Source organism: Coprococcus sp. BIOML-A2, assembly GCF_009875795.1.
GTDB classification, from domain to species: Bacteria; Bacillota; Clostridia; order Lachnospirales; family Lachnospiraceae; genus Coprococcus; species Coprococcus aceti.
In genome coordinates this window covers 102079-117103 of the sequence record NZ_WWSI01000005.1, presented here as the reverse complement: position 1 = coordinate 117103, position 15025 = coordinate 102079, and the positions used below count along the sequence as shown (strand labels likewise).

The window sequence follows — 15025 nt, the reverse complement described above, 5'->3', positions numbered from 1 at the left end:
ATATGAGCAGTATGAGGCGAGTGGTAAAAAAACTTGACAGATATGTGTGTGCAGCTGATGTTTTTGAAATATATGAGGATGAGACAGGAATAGCATTTCTTGACTCATCCCTTGTGAATAATCTGGGACACTATTCGATCATCGGGAGATGCCCATATCTCAGGCTTGTTAAGAATGGGGATACATTTGAGGTTAATGGAGATTCTGAAAAGAATATAACATTTGAAGAATATATGAGACAGTATCTTGTACAGCATATGGATAAGAGTTCGGAGGATTTGCCGATCGTATCAGGAGCGATAGGGTATGTATCCTACGATTATGGAATGGATAGGATGGGGCTTGATTCCATCAATGAAGATCTTGTGTCTGTTCCAGAGGCAGTCATGATCTTCTATGACTGTTTCGTTGTTGAAGATTGTCTAAAAAAAGAGACATATCTTGTGGCAAATGGGATGACAGGTGATGCACAGTCAAATATTGATGTAATGGAGAATGATATAGAGAAGTATTGTGGCAGGGATGATCGGGAAAATGGCAATATAATTGACAGGACGAGTGAAGATGTACAAAAGAGGAAGAAGTATAACTTGAATGTGTACGAAGAATGCAGCAGGGAAGAGTATGAGCACTCTATAAGAAGACTGAAGGATTATATAACCGAGGGGGATGTATATGTTGCAAATATGACAAGGCATATAATTGTCGACAGCGATAAAAAGCCTCTGGACGTGTTCCATGACCTGAGAGTTAGCAATCCGTCGCCATTTGGTGGATATCTTGATCTGGGAGATTATCAGATAGTGAGCGCCTCTCCTGAACGGTTTATGCAGATAAAGGATCGTCGTGTGTACACCCGGCCGATAAAGGGGACGAGGAGACGGGGAGAGACTGACAGGGAGGATGAGGCACTCAGGAGGGAGCTTGAGAAATCACAGAAGGAAAAGAGTGAACTCCTGATGATTGTAGATCTTGAGAGGAATGACCTGAACCATGTGTGCAGACCGGGAAGCGTAAAAGTGACTGAACTGTTTTCGATAGAAGAGTATGCGACTGTTTTCCATCAGGTGGCAAATGTTGAAGGTATGCTGCAGGATGGGGAAGATGTGATGTCTCTTCTTACTGCGGCATTTCCGGGTGGTTCTGTTACGGGGGCGCCGAAACGCAGGGCTATGGAGATTACAGATGAACTTGAATGCGGGAAGAGAAATATTTACACCGGCTCTATTGGTTATATTACATTGGATGGAAAATGCGATTTTAATATAGTGATAAGAACTGTATTGTACAGAAATGGCAGGTATTATCTTGGCGTTGGAGGCGGTATTACTGCCGATTCAGATCCTGGTGCAGAGTATGAAGAGACACGGGATAAGGCAAAAGCAATACTCAGTGCATTGCAGTAGCATTTGAAAATGATGGAAATGGGAGAAATGTAAAATGAATGTAAAAATGGATGATTGCTTTCAATTTGGTCTTGGAGCATTTGAAACTATAAGTGTGGTTGACGGCAGGCCGATATTTCTTGACAGGCATCTGAGACGTCTGGAAGATGCTGCAAGATTCCTGGATCTTGGCATGCCAGCAGAACGGGGCATAGACAGGATAACTGTGCTGGAATATCTGAGAAAGTGGATGAGTGAGCATGATTACAGAGATCGATCAGGTCATATGAGGCGATGTGCGTTAAAGATCATGTTGACTCAGGAAAATGTGTTTTTTTCAATGAGAGATAATCCTTACACCCCAGATATATACGAACGGGGGTTTGCAATGGACATAAGTAATGTTAGAAGAAATGAGACATCGCCGTTCGTATATCATAAAACCATGAATTACGGAGACTGCATTCTTGAAAAAAGGCGGTCTGGCAAAGCTGGAATGGATGAACGGATCTTCCTGAATACAAAGGGACAGATATGCGAGGGTACGGTGAGTAATATATTTTTGGTGAGAGATGGTAGGATATACACACCTGCGATAGACTCAGGTCTTCTGCCTGGAACAGTAAGGGAGTATATCTGTGAATCAGAGGCGGTCACGCAGACGGTGATATTCCCTGATGAACTGTCATCGTATCAGGAATGCTTTGTGACCAATTCCTTGATGGGGGTCATGCCGGTGAAACTACTGGGAAATATCAGCTTTGAGGAGAGGAACGTCACAGCCATGATAATGAGAAAATATCATAATTTTTCAGCTTTATGCCGGTAAAATGCCTTTTTGTATCATTGTGGTCCGGGCTCAGCCACTTCGCATATGGTAAGAGTGTCACCAGATATGGTAAACCTTATATCGTATCCGCCGTACAGCATTCCATAGCGTCTATTCGGTTCATCCTGATAGCCAGGCCTTGGATCCTGCGCAAGTATCTCTTTCAGGGCCTCGATCTGTGTACTTGAAAATATTGTTTCAAGTTTGACGGCGATATCGTCAGAGAAACACACAGACAGCTCCGGAATATCAAGGGAGTCTGTCCAGCCCCCGGTCGCATCCGGATGGCTGTCGGTGTATGGTAGATAAGGCTTGATATCGTACACCGGTGTTCCGTCCAGTATATCGGCTCCTGACACCACAAGTCCGTGTACACAGCCGTTTTCTTCATTATATATAATGTCCAGAAGCTTCACCGATGATAGTCCGATGTTGTTCGGTCTGAATGGCGATCTGGTGGCAAAAACCCCCATCCGCTGGTTACCGCCCAGCTTTGGGGGTTTTACTGTTGCGGTAAAACCGTTCTTGTGAGCCCTGGAGAAGTCCCACAGCAGCCATATGTGGGAGAATCCGTCAAGTCCTCTGAACGCCTCTGCCTGATTGTACGGTGGAAGTATCTCTATAAAAGCGGCGGCGCGGCCTGTCAGACCGCTCTGCCTTGGAATCCCGAACTTCTCTTTGTAGTCGCATCTCACATATCCTATTACTTCTAAACTGGTATTTGTCATGTATATTTATCCCACTTTCTGGTTGCAATTTATAAGTCATGGCAGATTATTTGCTGTACATTCAGCATGCATTGATTAACGCCGACTTTACATTCAATTTACATTGCGTTGGTTATGTATTTTACTTATGCCATTTATTATAGTTCAAAGAAAAGAACGAAAGGCGCGCGAGTTCTTTTCCGGGACATAAGCAAAGAATGATATGTCCCAATAATACAATATTTGCAAAGACCGGTTCAAGAGATAACCGGCACATGTAATAAGTTTTCGTAGAAAACTTGTTATGCAGCATCAGCCATACCATAAAGTGATTTTGCATGGCTGATGTTCCAAGAAAGAATATGGACAAAGTAAGGAGAAAAAGAAAATGGTTAAATTAAAGAAAGTATTAGCAGTTACACTTGGAGCAGCACTTATGGTAGGAAGTCTTGCAGGCTGTGGAAATAATTCATCAAAGAGCGCAGATGGCGGATTCGATGCAGCACAGGATATATCAGTAGTATCAAGAGAGGAAGGCTCAGGAACGAGAGGAGCATTCGTAGAGCTCACAGGAGTTGAGGAGAAGGATGCAGATGGCAATAAGGTCGACAACACAACAACAAATGCCATCACATGCAACAGCACAGAGGTCGTACTCACAACAGTAGCAGGAGATGATTATGCAATCGGTTACATATCTCTCGGAGCACTCAACGATACAGTAAAGGCACTCAAGATCGGTGGAGTTGAGGCAAGTGAGGAGAACATCAACAATGGTTCATACACACTTTCAAGACCTTTCAACATCGTTACAAAGGATGGCATCAGCGATGTTGCACAGGATTTCATCAACTACATCATGAGCGAGGATGGACAGAAGATCATCTCAGCAAATAAGTACATCGAGGTTGCAAACAGCGGAGCATTTACTTCAACAAATCCAAAGGGCAAGATTGTTGTTGCAGGATCATCTTCAGTAACACCTGTTATGGAAAAACTTATCGAGGCATACAAGGCAATCAACACAAACGCTGACATCGAGCTTCAGGAGAGCGATTCAACAACAGGTATCACATCAACATCAGATGGAACATGCGACATAGGTATGGCATCACGTGAACTCAAGGATACAGAGACAGCACTTGGTCTCAAGGCAACAGTAATAGCAATGGACGGAATTGCAGTTATAGTAAATAACAACAACCCTGCTGAGGACTACACAGTAGATCAGGTCAAGGACATATTCACAGGTTCAGCAGCAAAGTGGGAGGACGTAAAGTAATCAGCTTATGCATAAACTTAAAGAAACAATTATGCATGTAGTATTCCTGATAGCGGCACTGGTATCCATCGCAGCAGTAGCACTCATATGTGTGTTCCTGTTTGTGAATGGAATACCGGCCATTAAAGAGATAGGCTTCGGGGATTTCACCCTTGGTGAGGTCTGGAAGCCTACAAATGGGTACTACGGCATTCTTCCTTTCATATTAGGAAGTATATATGTGACAGCCGGAGCACTGATAATTGGAGTTCCGATAGGACTTCTGACAGCGATATATCTGGCAAAGTTTTGTCCCGACAGATTATATAAAGTTATAAAGCCATTTATCAATCTGATGGCCGGAATACCTTCGGTAGTATATGGATTCTTTGGAATGTGTGTGCTTGTACCGATGGTGAGAAGCATATTTGGAGTAAATGGAAATACGATGCTCACGGCATCAGTACTTCTTGGAATGATGATACTTCCAACTATCATCAGTGTATCAGAGACCTCAATAAGAGCGGTACCTGACAAATATTATCAGGGAGCCCTGGCACTTGGAGCAACACATGAGCGAAGCGTGTTCAAGACTGTTGTCCCTGCAGCAAAGTCAGGAGTTATGGCAGCGATTATCCTTGGTGTTGGCCGTGCAGTTGGAGAGACTATGGCGGTCATCATGGTTGCTGGAAATCAGGTCCATATGCCTGACGGAATACTGAGAGGTGTCAGAACACTCACCACAAATATAGTAATGGAGATGGGATATGCGACGGACCTGCACAGACAGGCTCTGATAGCGACGGGCGTTGTACTGTTCGTATTCATACTCATTATCAACCTCCTGTTCTCCATCATAAAGAGAAAGACGGTGGCATAGATGACAGAGAGAGTAGAAGGAATAAAGACAGTTGTCGCATGTGGCGATGACAGAACAAAAAATACAATAATCAGCACGAAAAAGACGGCACCTGAGGACGATCCTTCATCCATAGTTGATGTGAACAGCATAGAGGCAATAAACAAGAGCACATGGTCTGAGAAATGGGCTGAGTACAGAAAGAGACCGGGATCATTCATAATGTTTATCTTTGTACATCTGGCGACACTCATAACTGTGCTCTCCATAGGATTTCTGTTGGTGTATGTACTGGTAAAGGGAATCCCAAATCTTAATGCGGACATATTCAGCTGGGAATATACATCGGACAACTGTTCGCTGGTACCGGCACTTATAAATACGGTTTACATGACGCTGCTGTCCCTCCTGATAGCAGGTCCGATAGGAATATTTGCAGCGATATATCTTGTAGAATATGCAAAGACTGGCAATAAGCTGGTGGGGGTAGTGAGGATCACAGCGGAGACGCTTACAGGAATACCTTCGATCGTATACGGACTATTTGGAATGCTGTTTTTCACAAATGCGTGTGGACTTAGATTATCACTCATATCAGGTGCGTTAACCCTGGCGATAATGGTTCTTCCGGTCATAATGAGAACCACAGAGGAGGCACTTATGGCAGTGCCTAAGTCTTATAGAGAAGGAAGTTTTGGACTGGGAGCCGGAAAGCTCAGAACAGTATTCAAAGTAGTGCTTCCAAGTGCCGTTCCTGGAATACTGTCAGGAATCATACTTGCGACAGGACGTATCGTGGGCGAAACGGCAGCACTCATATACACAGCAGGATCGGTTGCAAAGATGGCGACAAAGCTTACCGATTCAACAAGAACTCTGGCGGTTCATATGTACCTTCTGTCAAAAGAAGGACTTCACACGGATCAGGGTTATGCAACAGCGGTAGTGCTTCTTGTACTTGTAGTGCTTATCAACTTTGCGTCCGACAAGATTGCAGGCAGGGTTGCAGCAGATAAAGCAAATTAAGAATGGAGAAAAATAGATGAATAATAACGTTAAGTTCAGCGTTAAAAATCTTAACCTCTATTATGGAAAGTTCCATGCCCTTAAGGGTATTGATATGGATATTCCGTCAAATGAGGTTACAGCATTTATTGGACCATCAGGTTGTGGAAAGTCAACATTTCTCAAGTCACTCAACAGAATGAATGATCTGGTAGAGGGCTGTAAGATAACAGGTGATGTGAGGCTTGATGGAGAGGACATATACAGCGGAATGGATATTAACCTTTTGAGAAAAAGAGTTGGAATGGTATTCCAGCAGCCAAATCCATTTCCGATGAGCGTGTATGACAATATAGCATATGGCCCAAGAACCCATGGAATAAGAAACCGTGCAAAGCTTGATGAGATAGTTGAGAGATCTCTCAGACAGGCAGCCATATGGGATGAGCTCAAGGACAGACTGAAGAAATCAGCCCTGGGTCTTTCTGGTGGTCAGCAGCAGAGGCTCTGTATAGCCAGAGCACTGGCAGTGGAGCCTGAGGTACTTCTCATGGATGAGCCTACATCGGCCCTTGATCCTATATCGACATCCAAGATAGAGGACCTGGTACTTGAACTGAAGGACAATTACACCATTATCATGGTTACGCATAACATGCAGCAGGCAACCAGAGTTGCGGACAACACAGCGTTCTTCCTTCTCGGAGAGGTTGTTGAGTACGCAGAGACAGAAAAGATGTTCAGCAAGCCGGCTGATAAGCGTACAGAGGATTACATCACCGGTAGATTTGGTTAGGAGGGACATGATGAGAGACAAATATGAGATGCAGCTTAGAAAGCTTCACGCAGAGATGATAGAGATGGGAACTATGATCGAGCAGGCAATCGAGACAGCGATCAAGGCTCTCGTGGCCCAGGACACAGAGCTCGCAAAGAAGGCGATCGAGGCGGATGATGCCATTGACCATCAGGAGAGAGAGATTGAGAATCTGTGCCTCAAGCTGTTCCTTACCCAGCAGCCGGTTGCCGGGGATATGAGAAATATATCCGCAGCACTCAAGATGATAACGGATATGGAGAGGATCGGAGATCACGCCTCAGATATATCAGAACTCACACTGCGCATGGCTGGCACACCATATATAAAGAAGCTTGAGCACATACAGCAGATGGCAAAAGAGACGATCGTCATGCTGGTATCAAGCATAGAGGCATATGTCAACGCAGATGAGAAAAAGGCAAAGAGTGTAATAGAGCATGACGATGTCGTCGATGATCTTTTTGACAAGGTCAAGAATGAACTCATCACAATGATACATGAGAATCCGGATGATGGAGAGCAGGCTTGTGACCTTCTTATGGTTGCCAAGTATCTTGAGAGGATTGGCGATCACGCAACGAATATATCAGAGTGGGTCCACTTCTCAATAACAGGAGAACATGTAGACTGATGATTGAGTCATGGACGAAAAGAGGTGATTTCTATGAAGTGGGTATGTACGAAGATAAATGAACTGTCACACATAACAGGTATAGGCAATATGAAACTTTTCATAACAGTCAGCATGGTGGTGTGCGGACTTGCGGGATGTGCTGCAGCATTGCTGCTCCACATGATCCCTGTGCTGGGAGATGTATCATTAGCAAAGCTGATGTTCATATGTGGCGGCTATGGCATGTTCCTGGTAGGAATGCTTGGAAGTGCGGTGTATCTGCTCATAAATGAGCCTCTGGGCAATAGATAAATTAAAGAAAATGGACTGGAATTATATAAAACCTTGAACGAAAATTTGTTGAGATTTTACACAGATTTTAAATTTACACAGATTTTACATACACATATCTCACATTTTACATATCCCTTTTACAATAGACTCTGATAAAACAGACGCTGTAAAAGGGATATTGTGTATACAAGTCCTTATACAGAAGTAATTGGAAATGTAATAAGGAGACAAAAAATATGGATATTTTCAATGTGTTATCCCTTCTGGGCGGACTTGCAATGTTCCTGTATGGAATGAACGTGATGGGAGATGGCCTTGCCAAGACGGCTGGCGGTAAGCTGGAGAAGATACTGGAAAAACTCACATCCACACCTATAAAGGGTGTTCTGCTGGGCGCCGCGGTGACAGGAGTGATCCAGTCATCATCGGCGACCACAGTTATGGTGGTTGGACTTGTAAACTCAGGCATCATGAAGCTGAGACAGGCAGTGGGTATCATCATGGGTGCAAATATAGGAACAACAGTAACATCATGGATACTCAGCCTTACAGGAATACAGAGTGACAATATATTTATTAATATGTTGAAACCCTCATCCTTTTCACCTATACTCGCAGTAATAGGAATAATATTCCTCATGTTCACCAAGTCTGAGAAGAAGCACGATATAGGTGGAATCCTTCTTGGATTTACAGTGCTCATGTTTGGTATGGAGATGATGAGCGGTGCGGTTGCTCCGCTTAAGGATGTACCGGAATTTACGAATATACTCACCATGTTCTCCAATCCATTCCTTGGAATGCTTGTGGGAATGTTGATAACAGCTATCATACAGAGTTCTTCGGCGTCTGTAGGTATACTCCAGGCGCTGTGTGCAACCGGGGCTGTGTCATTTGGGACGGCGATCCCAATCATCATGGGTCAGAACATAGGAACCTGTGTAACGGCACTGATATCATGTATAGGAACCAAGAAGAATGCCAAGAGAGCTGCGTTTGTGCATCTGTACTTCAACATCATAGGAACAGTCGTGTTCATGGTGGTGTTCTACACGGTCAATTCATTTGTACACTTCCAGTTCCTGAATGATTCAGCGAATGCAGCTGGCATAGCTGTTGTACACAGTGTGTTCAACGTTGCAGCGACACTTCTTCTGCTTCCGTTCTCAGGCGGACTTGAGAAGCTTGCAACGCTCACTGTCAGAGATAAGGATGAGGTGGAGAAGAATACTCCTGCAGAGCTGGAGATGCTCAAGCGTCTGGATGCCAGATTCCTTGAGAAACCAGCATTTGCTGTTGGACACTGTATAGAGGTCGTAAAATACATGGCTCAGCTTTCAAAGAACAGTGTTGATATGGCACTGTCACTGGTTGATAATTATGATGAAGCGGTCAGGGATAAGGTTGAGGATCTTGAGGGCATCATAGATACCTATGAGGATGAGGTCGGTTCTTATATGGTAAAGCTCAGCAGCAAGGAGCTCTCCCATGAGGATAGCCAGAAGGTATCGATCGGACTTCATGTCATAGGTGATCTTGAGAGAATGTCGGATCACGCCATAACCATAGCGGATATATGCAGGAAGATGAATGAGGCGGGCGCGTCCTTCTCAGAAAAGGCAAAGTCAGAGCTGGGTGTATACAAGGATGCAGTTCAGAACATAGTCAGCATGACTGTGGAGGCTTACGACAAAGAAGACCTTCAGGAGGCATCCCATGTGGAGCCGCTTGAGGAAGCCATCAATGAGCTCAACAGCGCGGTTAAGAAGCAGCATATCAAGAGACTTCAGAAGGGGAAATGTACCATTGAGCTCGGAATATCACTGGAGAATCTTATCAACAACTATGAGAGAGTTGCAGATCACTGTTCCAACGTGGCGGTGGCAATGCTTCAGTTAAAATCAGATAACTTTGATACACATGAATATCTGGATAACATGAAGAAGGATTCCAACATAGATTTCCAGAGCATGTACACATATTACAGAGAGATGTACAAGCTGAAGTGATATCTGGCACGTATAAATAAAAAAATAATGATAAAAATAAAATTGCAATACGCATGTAAATGAAAGTGGTATTACACAGGGAAAGGAGACAAAATGGCAGTACATATTTATATTGTAGAAGACGATAAGAATATAAGAGAGATAGAGATGTTTGCTCTGAAAAACAGCGGATATGCGGTGGAGGAGTTTGAGAATGCGAAATCCTTCTTCTCAAGGTCTGCGGAGAAGGTCCCTGATCTGGTACTCCTGGATATCATGCTCCCAGACATGGATGGTCTTGAAATTGTGAAGAAGCTCAGGAGCAGACCTGATACTGTCAGAGTTCCGATTATCCTTGTGACAGCCAAGACTACAGAGCTTGACAAGGTCAAGGGCTTGGATATAGGAGCGGATGATTACCTCACCAAGCCATTTGGCGTGATGGAGCTCATATCCAGAGTCAAGGCGCTGCTCAGAAGAAGCAGGGCGCTGCAGGATGACAAGCAGATGGTACTCGGGGATATAACCCTTGATTCAGAGAGACGCGAGGTGCATGTGGGCGGTGAGTTGTGTGAGCTTACCTTCAAGGAGTTTGAACTCTTAAAGCTTCTCATGGTTAATGCAGGAATAGTCCTTCACAGAGACACGATTATGTCGGATGTGTGGGGAACGGATTACGAGGGCGAATCCAGAACCCTTGATATGCATATCAAGACTTTGAGACAGAAGCTTGGCGAAGCAGGTAATATGATAAAGACGGTTAGAAATGTAGGGTATAAGATGGAGTAGCATATGGGTAAGAGAGACGATAAAAGACTGAAAAAGGTTATCAATCTGGAGTTTATTATCTTTTCACTGGTGGCCATAGCGGTGACCATGGTCCTGTCGACGTTTATATTCTATGAGGTGTACAAGGCGGAGATCATAAGGGATCTGAAGGGGTATGCTGAGGTGCTTAAGAATACCGGAGATTTCGATGCGGATGACCCCGGTGTGTATGCAAGCGTGGATACCAATGACCTCAGATTGACGCTTATAGCGCCCGACGGCAGTGTTCTGTATGACAATCAGGCCGATGAGATTTCCATGCAGAACCATCTTGACAGACCAGAGATAGCAGAGGCATTTGAAAATGGTGATGGACATGTTATAAGAAAGTCGGCAACCCTCAATAAGAGCACATATTACTATGCGATACTGCTCAAGTCTGGAAGGGTGCTGAGAATAGCGAGGGAGACCAACAATGTAATCAGTATGTTCCTTGCGGCTGTGCCGGTCATGCTGGTGGTGATGGCGATCCTTGTCTGTGTCACCATCATAGTGACACACTATCTGACCAGAAACATATTGAAACCAATAGAGCAGATGGCGAACAGTCTGGATGACGATACCCACATAGTTGCGTACAAGGAGATGCGCCCATTCATAGATATGATACAGAAGCAGCATGCGGATATAGTGAAGAGCTCACAGATGAGACAGGAGTTCACGGCAAATGTATCACATGAGCTCAAGACGCCGCTCACATCTATATCGGGGTATTCGGAGCTCATCGAGACCGGTATGGCTACCGAGGCGGATGTGCATCATTTTGCAACTGAGATCCACAAGAACTCCAACAGACTTCTCACCCTCATCAATGACATAATCAGACTGTCAGAGCTGGATGTATCCGAGGATGCGCCACTGATGGAGAAGATCGATCTGGCGGTCATAGCCAGAACGGCCACGGATATGCTGGCGATAAACGCAGAGAAGAACAGTGTGACGCTCAGCTATGATGGCAGTCGCGGATATATATATGCGAACAAGATGATGATGGAGGAGCTTGTGTACAACCTCACAGACAACGCCATCAGATATAACAATAAGAATGGAAGTGTGGATGTATCTGTAAAGACAGTGGATGGCAAGGTTATACTCAGGGTGAAGGATACGGGAATAGGAATCCCGAAGGAGCATCAGGAGAGGATATTTGAAAGATTCTACAGAGTGGACAAGAGCAGATCGAAGTCCACAGGTGGCACAGGACTTGGCCTGGCCATAGTAAAGCATATAGTTGCCCGCAACAATGCACAGCTTGATATGGACAGTGAACCAGGTAAGGGAACTGACATAAAGGTTACATTTGACGCATATAGGGAAGATGAACAATGATGCAGTCGAAATCAATGAATTTTGATGTGGAATGCTGTAAAAGAACAGAATAGATGCTACAATAAAAAGGAGCCTGGTGGAAGTGTATTAGCCAGACTCCTTAAGTATATTGGTATTCACACACACCGACATTAAGTTCGAAAATATGTGAAATCTTCTGAATTTAATAATATAATACAGCATGTTACGGAAAAAATCAAGTGGTAATTATGCATAACATACAATGCGGTTTATACATAATTCACAAAACATGCAGTTGAAAGGCAGATAATTTTGGCGGATCGGAAGGAAACAAATTCTTGATTATTGAATTTTATAGTATTACTATATGGTCTTGAATAAGGAGAGTGATAGTATGTCAGCAAACGAATATTTAAGGGCTCAGAAGCTTGGTGAGAAGAGATATCAGGCAGCCGTAGCAAAAAATGAATATCCATATCTTCCGGTTTTGGATGAAATAATATCACCATCCGACACTGTGGGTGAGGTGAATCTTGGTCTCCAGACCATATCGCTTGACCGCGTGGTTGGAACCGCTACCGCTGCAAGGACGACGGCGTTTGCTAGTAATTTTATGCCTATATTGGATTATCATACTGAATTTGGAATGAAATGGGCCGCATTGTGTGAGTCCCACATAGAGGAAGGTATACATGACCCGATAAAGGTATATGAGTATATGAACAAATTCTATGTAGTAGAAGGAAATAAGAGAGTGAGTGTGCTCAAATACTTTGGTGCGGACTCAGTTCCTGCCATGGTTACAAGAAAGATACCTAGAAGGACAGACTCACTTGAGAATAAGATATATTTTGAATTTATAGATTTCCACAAGCAGACGGGGATCAATTATGTATATTTCTCACAGCTCGGTGGATATGATAAGCTCAGGGAGTTCATAGGGATCACTAAGGATGCGGTTTTCACAGAGGATGAGAGACTGGATTTCAACTCGGCACATCTCGCATTTGAGAAGGCTTATCTTGCTAAGAAGGGCAATGAGGAGCTCACTATAACAGTGGACGATGCCATGCTTGTATTCCTCAATGTGTATGGCTATGAAGCTCTTAAGAACATGACTACATCCCAGGTGAAGGACAGTGTTGACAAGGTATGGAATGAGATAGTCCTCACAAATGAGAAGAAGGATAAGACGGTTCTTCCAAAGCTCGATCCTGTGGAGCCTAAGAAGTCCATACTCGACAGGGTTATAAAGCCATCAGGCCCTTCGAACCTGAAGGTGGCATTTGTGTATGATAAGTCGCCAGCCAACTCGGTCTGGACATACAGCCATGAACTGGGTAGAATGGACATGGAGAATAAACTCGGAGATTCTGTCGACAGCAGAACCTTCTGTAATGTGGATACACCTGCCAAGCTGACAGAGTGCCTTGGAAGACTTGTGGATGAGAAGTATGATGTGATATTTACGACAGGGCCTGAGATGCTTCCTGAGGCTCTTAAGACTGCAGTGCTCCACCCGGAGATAAAGATACTTAACTGTTCCCTCAGCCTTGCGAACAGCCATGTGCGTACCTATTATGCAAGAATGTACGAGGTGAAGTTCCTCACCGGTATGATAGCGGGAAGCCTGTGTGCTGACGGACAGATAGGATATGTAGCTGATTATCCGATATTCGGAACAACAGCGAACATCAATGCATTTGCCATCGGAGCAAGGATGGTCAACCCTAGGGCAAAGATATATCTGCAGTGGACGAAGGTTAAGAATGCTGATCCACAGAAGTTCTTCGAGAGAAATGGAATAACATATATATCCGATAGAGACATGATCATGCCGGATGATGCGTCACGAAACTTCGGACTTTATCACTATGATCAGAATGGAGAGGTCGTCAACCTTGCCATGCCTTTCTACAACTGGGGTGCATTCTATGAGAGGATCCTTAGATCTATACTGGAGGGCAACTGGAAGCAGGAGGAGAAGAACGAGACCAGCAATGCGATAAGCTACTGGTGGGGTATGTCAGCGGGAATAGTTGACGTCATATGCTCAAAGCACCTTCCGGCCGGAACACAGAAGCTCATATCGGTTATGACAAACCTCATAAGAGAGGGCGCTATCACACCGTTCAGCGGAAAGCTTACATCCCAGAACGGAATAGTGAGAAATGAAGATGACGGAGCGATGCTCCATGAAGATATACTCAAGATGGATTGGCTTGCTGAGAATGTAGTGGGCATGCTCCCTACAGAGGACGATCTTGTCGATGAGGCAAAGACGGTAGTTGCACTTCAGGGTATAGACACACCGGAGAGTCTGGAGCTCAAGTCGGTTCCGGAAGTGAAATAAGATAAATCTCCTACGGAGAAGGTATACTGTAGTACAGGGGAATAGATACGTGAAGATTTTGTTGTTGGCGGATGAAGAATCCAAGTATTTGTGGGATTATTTTGATAAGAGTAAGGTTGAGGGAATAGACCTGATAATATCCTGTGGCGATTTATCGCCACAGTATTTGTCGTTCCTTGCGACATTCAGTCATGCGCCCGTTCTCTATGTCCATGGCAATCACGACGTGTGCTACAAGGATACACCGCCGGGGGGCTGCGAGTGTATAGACGACAAGCTTTATGTGTATAAGGGTGTCAGAATTCTGGGACTTGGCGGTTCGATGGAATACAAGTTTGGTGGTGCGGATCATCAGTATTCCGAGCGTGCGATGGCCAGAAGAGTACGGAAACTCAGGTTTAAGATCATGAGGAACAAGGGCTTTGACATACTTGTTGCCCATTCGCCTGCATACAGGATAAATGATTCCGAGGATCTCCCACATACAGGTTTTAAGTGTTTCAGAACACTTATGGAGGAGTACAGACCTAAGTATTTTGTCCATGGCCATGTGCATATAAATTATGGAAGAGATTTTGTCCGCGAATCAAAATACGAGGACACGACGATCATAAATGCCTATGAGAGATATATTATTGAAATTTAGGCAGAAATATTTTGAAATTAAATAATTTTGGCGAAAAGACAGGAATAAATCAAATTTATTGCTGTCTTTCTTGCGAAAATGGAGTTTTTTTGATAAACTGTGGTGAGTTGATATAGTTTATTGATAAGATCCGGAGAAGCTCCGGGA

At 44.2% G+C, this 15025-nt stretch carries 14 protein-coding genes; 13 read left to right on the top strand and 1 reads right to left on the bottom strand.

What is annotated here, in order from left to right:
• Positions 1-2: 2 nt before the first annotated feature.
• Both pabB and GT575_RS11300 read left to right on the top strand, forming a co-directional pair.
• Entirely contained in the window at positions 3-1406 is a 1404-nt protein-coding gene (gene pabB / locus GT575_RS11305; RefSeq protein ID WP_161172027.1) for an aminodeoxychorismate synthase component I, read from the top strand.
• Between the two features lie 34 nt (positions 1407-1440).
• A complete protein-coding gene (locus GT575_RS11300) occupies positions 1441-2214 on the top strand; it encodes an aminotransferase class IV (RefSeq protein WP_161172026.1) in 774 nt (257 codons plus the stop codon).
• Between the two features lie 14 nt (positions 2215-2228).
• Here the strand turns inward: GT575_RS11300 and tsaA are convergent, their stop codons facing one another.
• Positions 2229-2942: a tRNA (N6-threonylcarbamoyladenosine(37)-N6)-methyltransferase TrmO gene (gene tsaA, locus GT575_RS11295; protein WP_055146531.1), complete on the bottom strand. Its 714-nt coding sequence runs from the start codon at positions 2940-2942 to the stop codon at positions 2229-2231.
• A 367-nt stretch (positions 2943-3309) separates the two neighbouring features.
• On the opposite strand from tsaA, the gene GT575_RS11290 reads away from it, so the two are divergent.
• The 11 genes from GT575_RS11290 (at position 3310) to GT575_RS11240 (ending at position 14878) form a co-directional block, all read left to right on the top strand.
• A complete protein-coding gene (locus GT575_RS11290; RefSeq protein ID WP_015533775.1) occupies positions 3310-4203 on the top strand; it encodes a substrate-binding domain-containing protein in 894 nt (297 codons plus the stop codon).
• A gap of 7 nt (positions 4204-4210) precedes the next feature.
• Positions 4211-5062 (top strand): phosphate ABC transporter permease subunit PstC, encoded by an 852-nt coding sequence (gene pstC, locus GT575_RS11285; protein ID WP_015533776.1) that lies wholly within the window; start codon positions 4211-4213, stop codon positions 5060-5062.
• Complete coding sequence (gene pstA, locus GT575_RS11280) at positions 5063-6067, top strand: phosphate ABC transporter permease PstA (protein WP_192934977.1); 1005 nt, start codon at positions 5063-5065, stop codon at positions 6065-6067.
• Between the two features lie 16 nt (positions 6068-6083).
• On the top strand, positions 6084-6842 hold the full coding sequence (gene pstB / locus GT575_RS11275) for a phosphate ABC transporter ATP-binding protein PstB (RefSeq protein WP_015533778.1): 759 nt from the start codon (positions 6084-6086) through the stop codon (positions 6840-6842).
• Between the two features lie 10 nt (positions 6843-6852).
• Positions 6853-7497: a phosphate signaling complex protein PhoU gene (phoU, locus tag GT575_RS11270; RefSeq protein WP_055273752.1), complete on the top strand. Its 645-nt coding sequence runs from the start codon at positions 6853-6855 to the stop codon at positions 7495-7497.
• 33 nt (positions 7498-7530) lie between these two features.
• Entirely contained in the window at positions 7531-7791 is a 261-nt protein-coding gene (locus GT575_RS11265) for a hypothetical protein (protein WP_161172025.1), read from the top strand.
• Positions 7792-8009: 218 nt separating this feature from the next.
• The gene (locus GT575_RS11260) at positions 8010-9782 is read left to right on the top strand and encodes a Na/Pi cotransporter family protein (protein ID WP_055146525.1); all 1773 of its coding nucleotides are present in this window, start codon (positions 8010-8012) and stop codon (positions 9780-9782) included.
• A gap of 93 nt (positions 9783-9875) precedes the next feature.
• Positions 9876-10550, top strand: coding sequence for a response regulator transcription factor (locus GT575_RS11255; protein WP_022216635.1), 675 nt, complete (start codon positions 9876-9878; stop codon positions 10548-10550).
• A gap of 3 nt (positions 10551-10553) precedes the next feature.
• Positions 10554-11918 carry a sensor histidine kinase gene (locus GT575_RS11250; RefSeq protein WP_161172024.1) on the top strand — a complete coding sequence of 455 codons (1365 nt, stop codon included), beginning with the start codon at positions 10554-10556 and terminating at the stop codon, positions 11916-11918.
• 355 nt (positions 11919-12273) lie between these two features.
• On the top strand, positions 12274-14232 hold the full coding sequence (locus GT575_RS11245) for a BMP family ABC transporter substrate-binding protein (RefSeq protein ID WP_015533783.1): 1959 nt from the start codon (positions 12274-12276) through the stop codon (positions 14230-14232).
• Positions 14233-14281: 49 nt separating this feature from the next.
• Positions 14282-14878, top strand: coding sequence for a metallophosphoesterase family protein (locus GT575_RS11240; RefSeq protein WP_055223143.1), 597 nt, complete (start codon positions 14282-14284; stop codon positions 14876-14878).
• Positions 14879-15025: the final 147 nt, after the last annotated feature.

Coding starts and splice junctions, on each gene's coding strand:
- pabB (WP_161172027.1), top strand. CDS start 3: ATGAGCAGTATGAGGCGAGTGGTAAAAAAACTTGACAGATATGTGTGT.
- GT575_RS11300 (WP_161172026.1), top strand. CDS start 1,441: ATGAATGTAAAAATGGATGATTGCTTTCAATTTGGTCTTGGAGCATTT.
- tsaA (WP_055146531.1), bottom strand. CDS start 2,942: ATGACAAATACCAGTTTAGAAGTAATAGGATATGTGAGATGCGACTAC.
- GT575_RS11290 (WP_015533775.1), top strand. CDS start 3,310: ATGGTTAAATTAAAGAAAGTATTAGCAGTTACACTTGGAGCAGCACTT.
- pstC (WP_015533776.1), top strand. CDS start 4,211: ATGCATAAACTTAAAGAAACAATTATGCATGTAGTATTCCTGATAGCG.
- pstA (WP_192934977.1), top strand. CDS start 5,063: ATGACAGAGAGAGTAGAAGGAATAAAGACAGTTGTCGCATGTGGCGAT.
- pstB (WP_015533778.1), top strand. CDS start 6,084: ATGAATAATAACGTTAAGTTCAGCGTTAAAAATCTTAACCTCTATTAT.
- phoU (WP_055273752.1), top strand. CDS start 6,853: ATGAGAGACAAATATGAGATGCAGCTTAGAAAGCTTCACGCAGAGATG.
- GT575_RS11265 (WP_161172025.1), top strand. CDS start 7,531: ATGAAGTGGGTATGTACGAAGATAAATGAACTGTCACACATAACAGGT.
- GT575_RS11260 (WP_055146525.1), top strand. CDS start 8,010: ATGGATATTTTCAATGTGTTATCCCTTCTGGGCGGACTTGCAATGTTC.
- GT575_RS11255 (WP_022216635.1), top strand. CDS start 9,876: ATGGCAGTACATATTTATATTGTAGAAGACGATAAGAATATAAGAGAG.
- GT575_RS11250 (WP_161172024.1), top strand. CDS start 10,554: ATGGGTAAGAGAGACGATAAAAGACTGAAAAAGGTTATCAATCTGGAG.
- GT575_RS11245 (WP_015533783.1), top strand. CDS start 12,274: ATGTCAGCAAACGAATATTTAAGGGCTCAGAAGCTTGGTGAGAAGAGA.